Genomic DNA, 16,303 nt, shown 5'->3' with positions numbered 1-16,303 from the left:
GTCTTCTATTTTATTTGAGGAAATTTTAAACAACTGTTTGGTCGAATACTTTTCGATGTAAATCTCAAACGAGTTATCATCGGACAATGCCGAGGTGCCTTTTGCAATAATCATATCGTCGTATTCAATCGTATAAAGCAGATGGTCATCAACATTCAAAACCGATACCTGATTATTACATATTACGAACTTCACATTTTCATTTGTGTATGTCAAGTGAACGGCCACAACCTTTCCCCCGTTTCTTATAAATGGGAATATTCTACTAGTTCCAGAGAAATCCTTCTGCAAAAATAAATCTTATTACCCTTTCACAATATATCGAATATCGTGCAGTAGTTATTCTTCCAGGAAATCATCACAATTCAACATCCTCAAAGGAACTTCAAGTTTAGTTCCGAAACGAAAATAAAGTTATTAATTCTCCAATGATACAAATTGCTTCATTTACGATTCGCATTATGATACAATATGTATAATTAACTTTTTTTGTTATTGTCACTCCAATTGCTTCAATATTTCTAGTTATATTCTGAAGGGAAGCGTGAGGCACACAAAATGATCGGAGGAACGGAGCATGCGTGATCTTGCCAAAGATAAAGCAATGTTCGAAGCGGCGACGCCGGGGATCTGGAGAGAAATGAAAGCGGAAAGAAGCAATACGGAGTTTTACCGTACAATAGAAGCTGGTTTCGGATATTTCAGGGAGGAAAAGGAATGCGACTTTGGGCTAACAGGATTTATCAAGCCACAGGATGCTCATTTTATTGCAGAAGCACATCAAGCACTGCCTTATTGGATTGCCCAATATGAAGCTACACAAACACGTATTAGTGAACTTGAAGCCTATATACGCATGTTAATATCTCAATATTCGATTTCCAGGTAATAATCCGCTTTTTACTCCGAGTAAGTAATCAAATTGCAACCGTCCGACAATCTAAGCATTACTTGACAGCTTGTTCATAATGTAAAATAATAATTTATTATTTTGTAGTGTTTAAGGGCGTGGTATATTTGATAAGAATTGTTCTCGCAATCTTATGGAGTTTATTTCTTTTTGTTTGCACATGTACTATTAATTTTAAGCTAATGGTAAAACATGGGATTATAAAATTCATGTTTGTCAAACACCCAGACTTCGAACAATTCTTGATACTTCCAGGTACGGATATTAATGGTTTCCACCTGAAATGGTACTTATTTCAGAAAGCCGGGCATTTTGTTGGTTTTGCAATATTAACGGTTGTATTGACCGATTTCGGTCGGAATCGATATGCAGCATTAATAGCTATTGGTTATGCTATCTTGACAGAAATTATGCAATTGTATTTTTTGCGCGATGGACGTTTTTTTGATGTTTTAATTGATGGCAGCGGAATTCTTTTAAGCTATCTATTGTTACGAATCTACCACAAATCAGATACTAAATCGAAAGTCTACAACCATTAAATCGCAATGATGAACAACTCTATTTCAATCATTTTATAAAATCAAGGCATCCTTTGGGATGTCTTTTTGTGTTATGGATGAGAATTTAGAGCGCTCAAAAAACATAATATGCAACAAAACTGATCGTAATTCCTTATCTGATACTATAGAACCAAACCATAATAGAATGAACTAAATGATAGCTCATCTTGGTCATTGTAGCATTATAACAAAGCGAAGGCAGAGTTCGTCTTCTAGCAGCTTCGCTATCTTAGGTTAGTGCTTAAAATAAATTAAGGCGATCGCTCTCTGACTGATTTCAGAGAAGCAATCGCCGATAAAGTTATTCCTAGATGGCATGATATGCCTATTCCATTTTCAAGCAGACCCCTCAGGTAAATCAAATACAATCTTATTTTACCCTGAGGAGGTCTTACTAATAATGATTTTGCAACGTTTAGTTTTTCACTAGTTACCGCCTACGCGAGCCAGCTCTTTCATATTCGCTTCAAATGCCGCAAGCAGGGCTGCTTCGCCTTCAAGGCCGGATTGTTCCATGTGCTCGATTTGCTCGAGCATGCGCTTGTAGTCTTTCGGGATGACCTTGACGAACTTCGTCTTGGACGTCTCCCAATTGGACAGCAGGCGGTCGCCGATCGCGCTGCCCGTGTATTCCACGTGGCGCTGGATCATGCCCTGCAGCTCTTCGATGTCTCGGGCTTCTTCGACGCGCTCCAACAGCACCATTTCGATGTTGCAGTGCTTGTAGAAGTCTCCGGCTTCGTCCAGGACGTACGCGACGCCGCCGGACATGCCTGCCGCGAAGTTGCGGCCCGTGACGCCGAGAATCGCTACGCGTCCGCCTGTCATGTACTCGCAGCCGTGGTCGCCGACGCCTTCGACGACGACCGTGACGCCGGAGTTCCGTACTGCGAAGCGCTCACCTGCGATACCGCTGATGTAAGCTTCGCCGTTCGTTCCACCGTAGAACGCGGTGTTGCCGATAATGACGTTCTCGTTCGACTTGAAGGTTGCTTTCGGCGATGGAGCAACGATGATCTTGCCGCCGGACAAACCTTTGCCGACGTAGTCATTGGAGTCGCCTTCCAGCGTAAGCGTGATGCCCTTCGGAATGAACGCGCCGAAGCTTTGGCCGCCCGTGCCGACGAAGCGGAACGAGATCGTATCTTCCGGCAGCCCTTGAGCGCCGTATTTGCGTGTAACTTCGCTGCCCACGATCGTACCGACGACGCGGTTGATGTTCGTGATCGGCAGCGTCGCGCGCACTTGCTCGCCGGACTCGATGGCCGGCTTAGCCAGCGCCAGCAAATGCTCCATGTCGAGCGATTCTTCTAATTTATGATCCTGCTGCTGCGTGTTGTAACGGGCGGCATCCTGCGGAACCTCCATTTGGTGCAGCAGCGGACGAAGATCGATACCTTTGAGCTTGTAGTGATCGATCAGATCTTTGGTTTGCAGACGGTCTACGCGGCCAACCATTTCGTTGACGGTGCGGAAGCCGAGCAAGGCCATGAACTCACGGAACTCTTGCGCGACGAACAGCATGTAGTTCGCTACATGGCTCGGATCGCCCATGAACTTCTTGCGAAGATCCGGGTTCTGCGTCGCTACGCCGACCGGACATGTATCCAGCTGGCAGACGCGCATCATGATGCAGCCAAGCACGACGAGCGGAGCGGTCGAGAAGCCGAATTCTTCGGCGCCGAGCAGCGTTGCGATCGCCAAGTCGCGGCCGTTCATGATTTTACCGTCCGTCTCTACGACGACGCGGTCACGCAGGTTGTTGAGCATGAGCGTCTGGTGCGTCTCAGCAAGGCCAAGCTCCCATGGCATACCCGCATGGCGGAGCGATGCGAGCGGCGATGCGCCCGTGCCGCCGTCATAACCGCTGACGAGGATGACGTCCGCGCGACCTTTGGCAACGCCTGCTGCGATCGTGCCGACACCGACTTCGGATACCAGCTTCACGTTGATCCGTGCACGAGGGTTGGCGTTCTTGAGGTCATGAATGAGCTCGGCCAAATCCTCGATCGAATAAATATCATGATGCGGCGGTGGCGAGATCAGACCTACGCCCGGCGTGGATCCGCGGACTTCAGCTACCCAAGGGTATACTTTACGTCCTGGCAGCTGGCCGCCTTCGCCTGGTTTCGCGCCTTGCGCCATCTTGATTTGGATCTCGTCGGCGTTGACCAAGTAGTTGCTCGTGACGCCGAAACGTCCCGAAGCGACTTGCTTGATTGCGCTGCGACGGGAATCGCCATTGGCATCCGGAATGTAGCGCTTCGGATCCTCGCCGCCTTCGCCGGTGTTCGAGCGTCCGCCGATGCGGTTCATCGCGATCGCCAGCGCTTCATGCGCTTCCTTGGAAATGGAGCCATAGGACATGGCGCCCGTCTTGAAGCGTTTCACGATGGACTCGACCGATTCTACTTCGTCGAGCGGTACGGATGCTGCCGAATAATTGAAGTCGAGCAGCGAGCGAAGCGTCAGATGCTTCTTGTCTTCGCCCTGCACCAGCTCGGAGAACTTCTTGTACAGCTTGTAGTCGTTGGCGCGGGAAGCCATCTGCAGCGTATGAATCGTCTGCGGCGTGAACAGATGGTCTTCGCCGTCCTTGCGCCATTGGTATTCGCCGCCGGAGTCAAGCTCCTTGACGCGGCCTTCTTGTTCGGAGAACGCACGGTGATGATGCTTCAGCGCTTCATCCGTGATGACATCGAGGCCGATGCCGCCGATGCGCGTTTCCGTCCAAGTGAAGTATTGATCTACTACGTCTTTGTTCAGGCCGACTGCTTCGAAAATCTGCGCGCCGCGGTACGATTGGATCGTGGAAATGCCCATTTTGGACAAAATCTTCACGACGCCCTTCGTTGCGGCTTTAATGAAGTTCTTCACGGCCTTCTCATGCGTAACGCCTCTGAGCATGCCGCCGCGGATCATATCGTCGAGCGTCTCGAATGCCAGGTACGGGTTGACTGCGCTCACGCCGTAGCCGAGCAGCAATGCAAAGTGATGAACTTCGCGCGGCTCGCCGGATTCCAGCAGGATGCTGACCTTCGTACGCGTGCCTTCGCGAATGAGATGGTGATGCAGGGCGGATACGGCCAGCAGCGACGGAATCGCTGCGTTCTCGCGGTCGATGCCGCGGTCGGACAGAATCAACACATTATGGCCTTTGCTAATAACGCGGTCAGCCGCTTCGCACATTTGTTTCAGCGCGAAACGCAGTCCCTCTACGCCGTCAGCCGCCGTGAACAACGTCGGCAGCGTCATCGACTTGAAGCCTGGACGGCGCACGTGGCGCAGCTTCGCGAACTCCTCGTTGGACAGTACCGGCGATGCCAGTCGGATCTGACGCGCGCTCTCCGGCTCCGGATTGAGCAGGTTGCGCTCAGGTCCGAGCGTCGTGCCCGTCGCCGTGATGATCTCTTCGCGGATCGCATCGATCGGCGGGTTCGTTACTTGCGCGAACATTTGCTTGAAGTAATTGAAGAGACGTTGCGGGCGCTCCGACAAAATGGCCAGCGGCGCGTCATAACCCATGGAAGCGATCGGCTCTACGCCGCTGCCTGCCATTGGCTCAAGTACCTTGCGCAGATCCTCGAACGTATAGCCGAATGCCTGTTGGCGCAGCTCTACCGTATCGTGATCCGGCTCCGGAAGCTCCGGTGCATCAGGCAAATCGTCGAGACCGACGAGATGCTCGTCAAGCCATTCGCGGTACGGATGCTCCGCTGCGATTTGGGCTTTTACTTCTTCGTCGGACACGATGCGGCCTGCTTTGGTATCGACAAGCAGCATGCGGCCCGGACGCAGGCGGTCTTTATAAACGACATTCTCCGGATCGACGTGGACCGTGCCCGCCTCGGAACCGAGAATGATGACATCGTCTTTGGTTACATAATAACGTGCAGGACGAAGACCGTTACGGTCGAGGATCGCGCCGATTTGGGTACCGTCGGTGAACGCCATCGCGGCAGGACCGTCCCACGGCTCCATCAGGCAGCTGTGGTATTCGTAGAACGCTTTCTTCTCGTCGCTCATGCCTTCGTGGTTGGACCACGGCTCAGGCACCATCATCATCGCCGCGTGCGGCAGCGAACGTCCCGAGAGGTACAGGAATTCCAGCGTGTTATCGAACATCGCCGTATCGGAGCCGTCCGGATTGATGATCGGCTTGATTTTGTCCAAACTTTCGCCGAACAATTCCGAAGCGAACAGCGTCTGGCGGGCATGCATCCAGTTAACGTTACCGCGCAGCGTGTTGATCTCGCCGTTGTGGATCAGATAACGGTAGGGATGCGCGCGCTCCCAGCTCGGGAACGTGTTCGTCGAGAAACGGGAGTGGACGAGGGCAAGCGCCGTCTCCATGGCTTCGTCGTTCAACTCTGTGTAGAAAGAACGAACCTGCTCGGTAGTCAGCATCCCCTTGTACACGATTTTCTTGCTCGAGAAGCTGGAGAAATAGAAGCTGTCCGCGCCTTCCATGCCGGAATAACGGATGGCCAGCTCTGCGCGCTTGCGGATGATGTAGATCTTGCGTTCGAACGCAAGCTCATCCTGAAGCGATTCATTTCTGCCGATAAACACTTGGCGAACATACGGCTTCACCGATTTCGCGGAATGTCCGAGCTTCTCGTCGTTCGTCGGAACGGTACGCCAGCCGATCAACGTCTGGCCTTCCTCGCGAATGATCGCTTCCAACTCGCGCTCATGCTTGCTGCGAATGCTCTCGTCCTGCGACAGGAACAGCATGCCGACGGCATAGTCCCCGTTAGCCGGGAGTTCGATGCCGAGTCCCTTCAGCTCGCGGGAGAAGAACGTATGCGGAATTTGAAGCAGGATGCCTGCTCCGTCTCCCGTGTTCGGCTCGCTGCCTTGTCCGCCGCGATGCTCCATTTTCTCAAGCACCGTCAGTGCCTGCTGGATGATCGAGTGCGATTTTAATCCCTTGATGTTAGCCACAAAGCCCATGCCGCAGGCGTCTTTCTCATATTGCGGGTCATACAGGCCTTGCTTCGGCGGCAATCCTAAACGGTTCTCTTTCACTTGGATAGTCACCTTTCTATGAGAAATTTTTTGAATAAACAAATGGAATCGGTCGGCCCCGTCTTCGGCGGCAGTCCAAGCTTCAACCTCGGATTTCTAGCGTAAACCGAGCAAGCAGCGATTTGTTGCCTTGCGATTGGCAAATGGAGGAATGGATTTATTTGCAGGAATCCGACTTCATTTCTTCCCCTGAATGGCGTAGAATAAAAGCAGATTATGAAAACCTTTCCTTCCAGCTTTCATGACAGTCTTCAAAAAAAGACGCTGAGCAGCGGCTGGGTAAAAATGCCGTTTTTATCAGCATCCTTGCGACAAACGGACAGGTTCGATTGATTTTCGTTATTATATGATTTTATCATCACCCTATAGCAATTATCAATTTATTATTTTAGCAAAAGTGATAAGACTTCTTTACCGGAAAGCCCTGCACCAGCAGTTTGAATTTGCACTTTTTGTACTTTTCTTTTCATTAAGGTGCATAATTATCCAAAAGGATGTGGTTGATTTGATGAGCAAGTTCAGGAAATCCAAGGGCAAGGCAGTGGCATTGACGACGGCGGCGCTGTTGATTGCCGCAGTCGGCACGGGAAGCATTTTGACGGAAAGCCATTGGGCAGAGGCTTCGGCGACGTCGGCTCAGGAAACAATTTCTACATCGAAAACATCGATTGCAGGCTCGGTTGGCCAGCCCGCGGTTCCATCGACCGTGCGCCAGTACTCCGCTGCACCAACTGCACCCAAGGCAATTGCGAACGAACCCCTACATATCGTGGCCGTCGGCGACTCGCTGACGGTCGGATACGAGAACGGCATGACCGTCTCATCCATTCCATACGGCTACGTCGAACGCGTGTATGAACAAGCCTTGTACCGCGGACGCGCGGATCTCAAAAATTACGGCATCATCGCGCTCAAAACGCCAGGCCTTACCAAGTATCTGAAAGCAGCAGCCGATGGCACGCGAATCACTGCAGACGAAGTACAGGCGAATTTGTCGACGTATCCGCTCGCCTCCGAGACCGTCGCCAAGACGGCCGCGCTTGCAGACGATCTGAAGAAAGCCGATCTCGTCACGCTGACGATCGGAGGCAATGATTTTACCCCGATTTTCGATGATATCAAGTCGAACAGCTTGTCGGCAGCGGATCTGCAGACCAAGATGGACACGATGCTGGCGGATTACATTCCGCAGCTCGAGACGTCGCTTCGCACGATTCTAAGCTTGAATCCGAAGGCGACCGTCGTCTTCGCGGATCAATATTTGCCGGCTCCGAAGCCATCCGTGCTTAATAAGGCGATTACCCAGGAGCAGTATAATATTTTGTCCGCGGCCGTCACGAAGCTGAAGGGCTTGGACGAATCGCTCGCCGATAAGCTGACCAAGGAAGGCTACGACGTTCGGGCCGTGGACGTCTCCATTCCGTTCAAAGACAACGAACTTGTATATACGTACATTCTAAAAGGCGACATTCATCCGAAACAATCCGGCTACGACGTCATGGGCCGCGCTTTTGCTGACGGCATCTGGGGGGACTATCGCGATCCCGCCGCCCTGCCTGCCGGCGCTCCGCTGCGCGTGGTCGTGAACGGCACGGATCTCAAGGGCAATCATCCGGTGCTCAAGAACAATACGACGTTCCTGCCGATGCGCGATGTAGCGAACGCACTGCATGCGACGCTGAATTGGGACAACAAAACACGGACGGCGACGATCGCCTCCGGCGGCAAGAAGGTCGCGTTCACGATCGGCGCGAACACGATGAAAGTGAACGGCCAGACCGTCGCGCTCGAGACGCCGGCTTATCTGCAGCAATCGGGCGGAAACTCGCTGACTTACCTGCCGCTCGCCGCCTTGTCCAAAGGGCTCGGGTATCAGGCGGATTATCGGAAGCCGATTGCGACGGTGTTTGTTAATTCGTAGATTGTAAGTTGGCGTGCACGACTAGGAAGAAATAATAAAAGGGCGGGATTCCGTGAAGCAGCTTAGGCTGCCTCGGGAATCCCGCCCTTGTTTCTTCATTAAAGTACGATTTCGGCTGGCGTGGACTTGCTGATCCGTTCCTTGCGGTACGTGATCAGGAATACGGCCAACGTCAGCGCCGCGAATACGAGCGCTACGATTGCGAGGTACATCGCGCTGGCGCCGGTCGACTGCAGCTCGTTGCCAGTCAAAATTTCACGGAACGACCGGATGGTGTACGTCATCGGCAGCCATTCGCCGACGCGCTGCAGCCATGCCGGCACGAGCTCCGCCGGATACGTGCCGGCGCTGCCGGTCAGCTGCAGGATCAGCAGCATAACGGCGACGAAGCGGCCCGGCTGGTCTAGAAGCGTGACCAAGAATTGAATGATCATCATGAACGCGACGCTCGTCAGCATGGACATGCCGATGAAAGCGCCCATGTGATTGGCATGCATGCCAATGCCATAGATTAGGATCGCGTCGGCAATAAGCGCCTGCACGATTCCGACGCCGCCGAGGAGCAGCGCCTTGCTGACGAACCAGCTCCAGCCGGAGCGCGGCTTCGTGCCGGTCTCACGCATCGGCACGACCATGGTGGAGAGCAGCGCGCCGACGAACAGGCCGAGCGACAAGGCGTAAGGCGCGAAGCCCGTGCCATAGTTCGGCACGTTCGTCAGCTTGCGCTCCTCGACATGGACGGGGTTCGCGAACATGTCGTAGAGGGCGTCGGTTCCGGTGACGCCCGCGGTTTGGGCTGCGGCGTCGCCGAGCTTGCCCGACAGCTCGGCCGAGCCGCCGGCGAGCTGGGCGGTGCCGCTCGCGAGCGCGGCGGAGCCGCTGGCCAGCTTGCCGGCGCCGCCCGCAAGCTGCGCCGCGCCGCGGCCCGCGGCGGCTGCGCCGTCCGCCAGCTTGGCGGCGCCCGCCGCCGTGCTCTTGGCGCCGGCGGCCAGCTCGGCGCCGCCCTTGTTCGCGGCTGCGAGCTGCGCGTGCAGCGCGGCCAGCCCTTGCAGCAGGGCGTCCTGCCCCTGCTGCAGCTGCGCCCCGCCGGCGGCCAGCTTCGCGCTGCCGCCGGAGAGCTCGGCCGCGCCCGCGGATACCGCGCGGGCGGCGCCGAGCAGCCCTTGCAGCGCGCTGTCCTGCGCTGCGTCTGGCACTGCGGCGGCGTATGCATCCAGCGCCGCCGTCAGCTTCGCGGCTGCGCCGGCGAGATCGGCGCTGCCCTTCTGCGCCGATGCGAGCCCTTCGGCCAGCTGCGCGCCGGCCGAAGCGGCTTTATCGGCGCCGCCGCTGAGCTGTTCGCCAGCGGCCGACAGCTTCCCTAGTCCGGCGGAAAGCTTCGCCGCGCCATCGCTGACCGCGGCCGTGCCGGCCTTCAATTGTCCGGCGCCGCCATCCAGCGCCTCCACCCCGCCGGCAAGCTGCTGCGTACTGCTTGCCAGCTTCGCGGCGCCGTCACGGAGCTGCTCCGCTCCAGCTTCCGCGTTCTTGGCGCCGTCGGCGAGCTTGCCCGCGCCGTCGCTTGCTTGCGCAATCCCACCGGCTGCCTCGTCGATGCTGCCGAACACCGCTTTCGCATAGGCTTTGGTCACCTGCTGCGAAAGCTCCTTCTGCAGCTTCTCGATCGCGGAGGAGCCGATCTTCGCGGCCAAATAATTCTCGCTGTCGTTCGTTAGATAACGAAGCGCCGCGGGATGCGGTTCTTTGTCCAGCAGCGTCGTCGCCTGCTGGGAGAACTCGGACGGAATTTCAATGACATAATAATAATCGCCTTTCTCCAACCCTTTCTCCGCCTGCTTCTCATCGACGAATGCCCACTTGAACGTCTGACTGTCCTTCAACTGATCGACCAAGTCTTTCCCCACGGTCAGCGGCTTCCCGTCAAAATCCGCCCCGGCGTCCGTATTCACGACAGCTACCGGCATCCGGTCGAGCTTGCCGTATGGATCCCAAAATGCCCCGACCAACATCCCGCTGTACATGATCGGAATGAACAAAATCCCCAGGATCGGGATAAGCAGCTTCGGATTCCGCACGATCCGCTTCATTTCCTTGCCAAATAACGATAGTCCCTGCATGTTATTGCGCCTCCATTTACCTGTCATTCAAACGCCGATTGAACAATTGACCAAATCGTACTTTTGGTCATTCTAGAACAAAAAAAGAGGCAGCCCCATGCTGCACACTGAAAAGCTGATCGAAAGTTTGTTTTTCCCGATCGTCAGTTTTTTGCATTCCATTCCACAGGGAAAGCAGAAACGCTACGCCTACGTTCAAAGTTAGCTTTCTCTTTCCGAACTCACGCATACTGCCCGAGCTTGGCGCGAAGCTCATCCGCTACTCCTACCCTCACCGAATCGCCAGACCATCACGCAACAGCTCGCCAAAATATCCCGCCGCTTCTTCCCGCGACAATGGTTCATGCTGCTTGCTCCACTCCGAGCCGAGCGCCAAATACAGCCGCAGCATAACGAATGCCGTCAACTGCGGGTTGGCGCTTCGCAGCTCTCCCTTGTCGATCGCGTAGGAAACCTCCTGCTGGATAAAACCCAAGATCCCCTGCTCCAGCTGGGCAATACCGTCCTTGGCCATCGGCGTACCGATGTCCCGCACCTCCTGCGACAGCTTCACGATCAGCTCATGCTTCTCGCGGAACAACAGCAGCTCGTGCAGCGCCTCCGATAAATTGTCGAAGAACGGCCGGTCATGGTCGATCGTCCGTTCCGCCACCTCGCGAAGCTCCTTGGAGAGCTGGCCGATAATTTCGCTGAACAGCTCTTCCTTGGTGGCGAAGAACGTATAGATAGTTCCTTTGCCGACCGCAGCGATTTTGGATACGAGCTCCATCGTCGTCGCTTTGTAGCCGAACATGGCAAACGATTTTGCCGCGGCCTCCACGATCTGCGCCCTGCGATCGACCGGTTTCTTCACTGCCGCCATCGCTGTAGCCTCCCTTCATTCCTCTATTTGGAGAGCGTAACATAAACTGACCAAAAATTCAATCCGGTCATTCGGTCACCTGAAGAATCGCCAACCCGGTTTCATGCAGGGCAAGTACCACCATTAAGATGGCATAAAGCGAAGTTGATCGTGAATAGTGCCATAGAGTGCTCAGCATATGTTCAAAGCACTAAGGGCGCTTATCGTCGCCGGCCTTGTAGCGCAGCTGTCCCTCTGCTCTTGCGCATTGCAGGCACTGAAGCACAGCGCTTTGCCGTCAAACGGGAAGTGCATCCATGCCCGTCCTCCCTAGCGCGAAGCGCATTCACAGCATCAGAGCCCTGGCCCTCAAAAAACCTGCAAGCGCAGGTTTTACGAATGAATGCGACTTTGGTGCGAAGCACCACGGGAGCATTCATCGCAAAACCGGAGCCCGACTTTGGCGCGAAGCCCCCGCCGAACGCTCATCGGCATCGCCGACTCTGAAGCGCCCAACCCCTTAAGCGCGGAGTGCATCCATGCCCGCCCTCCCTAGCGCGAAGCGCAACCACAGCATCGGAGCCCAGCTCTCAAAAAACCTGCACGCGCAGGTTTTGCGAATGGATGCGACTTTGGTGCGGAGCACCACGAGAGCATCCATCGCAAAACCGGAGCCCGACTTTGGTGCGGAGCACCACGGGAGCATCCATCGCAAAACCGGAGCATCATCGCAAAACCGGAGCTAATACTCCCGCTCCAGCGTCCGCAGCGCGTCGATTCCCCGCTCCGCCCAGCGCTTCAGCCGGTCAAGCGACTCGATCTCCACGGCCAGCGCGCGCGCACGGGATTCCTTGTAGTCCGGCACGTCGCCGTGGAAAGGCTCGATTTCGCCGAGCAGCACGTTCGTTTTCTCCGTGTAGCTGAGGGCTCTGCGCTCGTGGAACATCGGCACGTCCGGATTATACGGATTGTGCAAATCGCCCTGCTCGGGATGCTTTAGCACGGCCAGCGTCTTGACCAATGCGCGCGGTCCATTTATTTCCATTAATTCGCCTGCATAACGCCCTGTTTTATTCGTGAACGCTACTATCGTACCTGGTTCATAATTCCGCTTCTGTGGATCCTGCATCTTCATCGCTCCATTCCATGCTGGACGGCACCCGGCTCAATGCTCTCCGCATGGGCCGCGCGCCAAATATTGGGTGATTCGTATCCCGAATGGTCTCGAACGCCCATGATTTAGGATAATTTAACACCTCAATCATACGCAAGTCTTAATTCCGTCCTTGTGCTTGCCGTCTGCCCGTCGTAATATGAGAAGAGAGTATTACGGCTATACTGATCAGGTAAGAGAAGCAGGTGAGAAAAATGCATAAAAAACGAGTGTTGCTGCTTTCCGAAGGTTTCGGCTCCGGACATACCCAGGCTGCGTACGCGCTGGCCGTCGGTCTGCGTTCGCTCGATTCTTCGATTCAAACCCGCGTGATCGAGCTGGGCAATTTTCTTAACCCTGTACTCGGTCCGCTTATCGTGTCCGCCTATCGCAAAACCGTTACGAAACAGCCGAAGCTGCTCGGCAAGTTTTATCGCCGCAAATACGAGAAATCGTTGAACCGCTTCACGCAGCTTGCGCTTCACCGTTTATTTTATACCAATACTTCGCAGGTGATTTCGCAGCTGAAACCAGATCTGATCGTATGTACGCATCCCGTCCCGAACGCCGTTGTATCCCGCTTGAAACGGCTCGGCCTGCGGACGCCGCTGTATACGCTGATTACAGACTACGACGCGCACGGCACATGGACAAGCTCCGAGGTAACCAAGTACTTGGTGTCCACGAACGAGGTCAAGAAGAAATTGATGGACCGCGGTACGTCCGCGAGCCGGATCCAAGTGACGGGCATTCCGGTTCATCCGAACTTCTGGCAAACACACGACAAATCGGAGCTGCAGGCGCAGTTCGACTTGAAGCCGATGCCGACGGTCCTTATTATGGGCGGCGGCTGGGGGATTATGTACAGTGACGACCTGCTCAGTTATATGACGCGCTGGCGCGACCGCGTGCAGCTCATCTACTGCGTCGGCAACAACGAGAAAGTACGGGACCGGATGCTCGCCGATCCCAATTACCAGCATCCCAACATCAAGGTGCTCGGATTCACCAAGGAAATCAACAAGCTCATGGACGTGTCCGACCTGCTCATTACGAAGCCCGGCGGCATGACTTGCACGGAAGGCCTCAGCAAAGGCATCCCGATGTTGTTCTACGAGCCGATTCCCGGTCAAGAGGAAGTCAATTGTGAATACTTCGTCGCAAGCGGTTTCGGAGAGATGCTGGAGTCGACCGAGACGATCGATAAATGGTTCGAGCTGATGCAGGAGCCGTACTCGTCCGTGAAATTCCGCAACGATCTTCTGACCAAACGCAATCAGCACTACAATCCGATGGAATGCTCGCGCGCCGTTCTGCAGCTTATGCAGTAACGGCTTTTTTTTGCCCTCGTAGTCATCGACCCTTCGCTCTTGCTACGCTGTTTTATTCCGATCCGGATCCCGAGCCCTTGCGACCCTCCTCCTGCTTGAAACGGGTTAGACAATCTTGGCATACGCACGCCTTTCCCAGCAGCTCCTCGGGAATCTCCGTGAAGAGCGATTCCGGAAACGTCTCCTTCGCGCACCAGCAGTCAAGACTGCCGGCGCACGCGTTGCGATTGCCGCAAATGGGGCACTTCGACGTCTCTACATCTACCTGCGAGGTCATGGCAACATTTCTCCTTCAACAGCGTTTGGTCCCGACACCTTGTCTTCCGCTATGCTAGGTCCTGAAATTTCGTCTTCCACTATGCTAGGTCCTGAAATTTCGTCTTCCACTATGCTAGGTCCAGACACTTCGTCTTCTGTAATGTTTGGTCCTGACACTTCATCCTTCGCGGTGCTTAGGCCTGACACTTCATCTTCTCCGGTACTAGGCTCGGATGCTTCGTCCGGCGCAGCAAAGAGCTCCCGCGCGGTCTTCATGAACAGCTTCACCGCCAGCGAAGCGTCCTTCATCGACGGCACGGCCAGCATGATTTCCCGCACCGGCATCGGTTCGATTGCACGCATCCGAACGTTGGGCGGCAGATGCGACATCGCCATCGAGGAATCGGACACAATAGCTATACCGAGTCCCTCCTGCACCATGCTCACGGCCGTATTGATGTTATGGGATTCGAATTTCGTTCGGAGGCGGGCGCCGGATTGGGCGAACAGCTCGACGAGCGGCACTTCGTAGCCGCCCCGGCACAGGATGAGCGGCGCATCGTCCAGGTCCCGGATGGCAATGACCGCCTGCCGCTGCAGCGGATGATCTTCCCTCAGAAGCAGATACAGCTTATCCGTCAGAAAAGGCATCGTCTCCAGCTCCCCGCTCGGGGGAATGATCCAGCCCACGTCGACGACCCGGGATTCGAGCCATGAGCGGATGTCGTCGATCGTACCCTCATGAAGCGTGAACGAAATGCCTGGGTACCGCTCGCCGATCACCCTTAGAATGGCCGGCAGGTAACGCGCGGATACCGCCGGGAACGTGCCGATGCGGACCGTGCCGACCTCGAAGCCCTTCTCCGATTTGATCTCCTGCTTGATCTTCTCGTAGCTGTTCAGAATGTTGCGGCTATGAACGAGCAGCCGCTTGCCGATGTCCGTCAGCAGCACGCCGTTCTTGCGGTCGCGGATAAGCAGCGTTACGTCCAGCTCGGCTTCCAGCGCCGCGATGGCCCTGCTCACCGCAGGCTGGGTCATGTTCAATTCCTGCCCGGCCTTCGTGAAGCTGCCGGACTCGGCGATTTGCACGAATAACGATAATTGCGATTGGTTCATATCGAAATGGTTATCTCCCCTATAAGAAACATTCATTTTATTTATTCTCGTCAGGAGTATAACATGAGTACCAGACCTAAACCAACTGGAGATGAACGAAACGATGCAGCCATTGTCACGGCAACAATCCATGATCTATCTGGCCTTTCTTGTCCTTGTCTGGGGCGCCAACTGGCCCTTGTCCAAATACGCGCTTGATTACACGCCGCCCCTGCTATTCGCGGGACTCCGCACCTTGATCGGCGGGCTGCTGCTCGTAGTTGTCGCCCTGCCTCACGCCAAGCGCATTCGCTGGAAAGAAACATGGCCGATCTATCTCATCTCGTCCGTGCTGAACATTATGCTGTATTACGGCCTCCAAACCGTCGGTCTGCTCTATCTGCCCGCCGGACTGTTCTCGGCCATCGTATTCCTGCAGCCGGTGCTCCTCGGCGTATTCTCCTGGCTGTGGCTGGGCGAGAAGATGTTTCCCCTGCGCGTCATCGGCCTGCTGCTCGGTTTCGCCGGCGTGGCGGTCATCAGCGTCAGCGGCGGGATAGGTCAATTCTCGTTACCCGGCGTGTTGCTCGCGCTCGGCAGCGCCCTCTGCTGGGCGTTCGGAACCGTGTATATGAAGAAGATGGCCGCGAAAACCGATACGACGTGGGTCGTCGCGCTCCAAATTACGATCGGCGGCATCGTCCTGCTGTTCTTGGGCTCCGTCTCCGAAAGCTGGGCGGCGATCGATTGGCAGCCGTCATTCGTCCTGGACCTGTTGTTTATCGCGATCTTCGTCATTGCGCTAGGCTGGCTTGCTTACTTCAAGCTTGTCGGCTCCGGGGAAGCCGCCAAGGTCGGTTCGTATACCTTCCTCATCCCGCTCGTTGCGCTGCTGATCAGCGTCCTGTTCATGAACGAGTCGCTTAGCATCAAGCTGGCGGCAGGACTTGTCCTGATTGTCGGCAGCATCCTGCTCGTCAATTCCAAGCCGAAGGCGCAAAGAACCAGCGGCTCAGCCGCAGCGGTGCGGCTGAACGAACGATCGCAGCCTTGATGCGAATAGGTATTACCGTCCACGCA

At 55.0% G+C, this 16,303-nt stretch carries 11 protein-coding genes; 5 read left to right on the top strand and 6 right to left on the bottom strand.

The features are described from left to right. The first annotated feature begins 577 nt into the window (after positions 1 to 577). Both AC0YNU_RS14555 and AC0YNU_RS14550 read left to right on the top strand, forming a co-directional pair. Complete coding sequence (locus AC0YNU_RS14555; protein ID WP_475757638.1) at positions 578 to 889, top strand: hypothetical protein; 312 nt, start codon at positions 578 to 580, stop codon at positions 887 to 889. Positions 890 to 1,092: 203 nt separating this feature from the next. Then, entirely contained in the window at positions 1,093 to 1,452 is a 360-nt protein-coding gene (locus AC0YNU_RS14550; RefSeq protein WP_475757988.1) for a VanZ family protein, read from the top strand. A 447-nt stretch (positions 1,453 to 1,899) separates the two neighbouring features. On the opposite strand, the gene gltB is transcribed toward AC0YNU_RS14550, so the two are convergent. After that, entirely contained in the window at positions 1,900 to 6,504 is a 4,605-nt protein-coding gene (gene gltB, locus AC0YNU_RS14545) for a glutamate synthase large subunit (RefSeq protein ID WP_475757636.1), read from the bottom strand. A 508-nt stretch (positions 6,505 to 7,012) separates the two neighbouring features. Between gltB and AC0YNU_RS14540 the strand changes: the two genes are divergently transcribed. Further along, positions 7,013 to 8,425: an SGNH/GDSL hydrolase family protein gene (locus tag AC0YNU_RS14540; protein WP_475757634.1), complete on the top strand. Its 1,413-nt coding sequence runs from the start codon at positions 7,013 to 7,015 to the stop codon at positions 8,423 to 8,425. Positions 8,426 to 8,523: 98 nt separating this feature from the next. On the opposite strand, the gene AC0YNU_RS14535 is transcribed toward AC0YNU_RS14540, so the two are convergent. From AC0YNU_RS14535 to kapB, 3 genes are all read right to left on the bottom strand, one after another. Continuing rightward, positions 8,524 to 10,542 (bottom strand): YhgE/Pip family protein, encoded by a 2,019-nt coding sequence (locus AC0YNU_RS14535; RefSeq protein ID WP_475757632.1) that lies wholly within the window; start codon positions 10,540 to 10,542, stop codon positions 8,524 to 8,526. Between the two features lie 271 nt (positions 10,543 to 10,813). Next, positions 10,814 to 11,404 (bottom strand): TetR/AcrR family transcriptional regulator, encoded by a 591-nt coding sequence (locus AC0YNU_RS14530; protein WP_475757630.1) that lies wholly within the window; start codon positions 11,402 to 11,404, stop codon positions 10,814 to 10,816. A gap of 721 nt (positions 11,405 to 12,125) precedes the next feature. Beyond that, positions 12,126 to 12,512 carry a sporulation phosphorelay system protein KapB gene (gene kapB, locus AC0YNU_RS14525; protein WP_475757628.1) on the bottom strand — a complete coding sequence of 129 codons (387 nt, stop codon included), beginning with the start codon at positions 12,510 to 12,512 and terminating at the stop codon, positions 12,126 to 12,128. Between the two features lie 239 nt (positions 12,513 to 12,751). On the opposite strand from kapB, the gene AC0YNU_RS14520 reads away from it, so the two are divergent. Then, the gene (locus tag AC0YNU_RS14520) at positions 12,752 to 13,867 is read left to right on the top strand and encodes an MGDG synthase family glycosyltransferase (protein WP_475757626.1); all 1,116 of its coding nucleotides are present in this window, start codon (positions 12,752 to 12,754) and stop codon (positions 13,865 to 13,867) included. 52 nt (positions 13,868 to 13,919) lie between these two features. On the opposite strand, the gene AC0YNU_RS14515 is transcribed toward AC0YNU_RS14520, so the two are convergent. Both AC0YNU_RS14515 and AC0YNU_RS14510 read right to left on the bottom strand, forming a co-directional pair. After that, the gene (locus AC0YNU_RS14515) at positions 13,920 to 14,144 is read right to left on the bottom strand and encodes a cysteine-rich CWC family protein (protein ID WP_475757624.1); all 225 of its coding nucleotides are present in this window, start codon (positions 14,142 to 14,144) and stop codon (positions 13,920 to 13,922) included. Next, positions 14,141 to 15,244 (bottom strand): LysR family transcriptional regulator, encoded by a 1,104-nt coding sequence (locus AC0YNU_RS14510; protein ID WP_475757622.1) that lies wholly within the window; start codon positions 15,242 to 15,244, stop codon positions 14,141 to 14,143. Before AC0YNU_RS14510 ends, AC0YNU_RS14515 begins: the two co-directional genes overlap by 4 nt. Positions 15,245 to 15,347: 103 nt before the next feature. Here AC0YNU_RS14510 and AC0YNU_RS14505 point away from each other — a divergent pair, with 103 nt between their 5' ends. Then, positions 15,348 to 16,277 (top strand): DMT family transporter, encoded by a 930-nt coding sequence (locus AC0YNU_RS14505; protein ID WP_475757621.1) that lies wholly within the window; start codon positions 15,348 to 15,350, stop codon positions 16,275 to 16,277. Positions 16,278 to 16,303: the final 26 nt, after the last annotated feature.

The organism is Paenibacillus sp. J31P316 (assembly GCF_056269105.1).
Note: the sequence above shows the minus strand (reverse complement) of the source record. Positions and strands in the feature narration are given on the sequence as shown.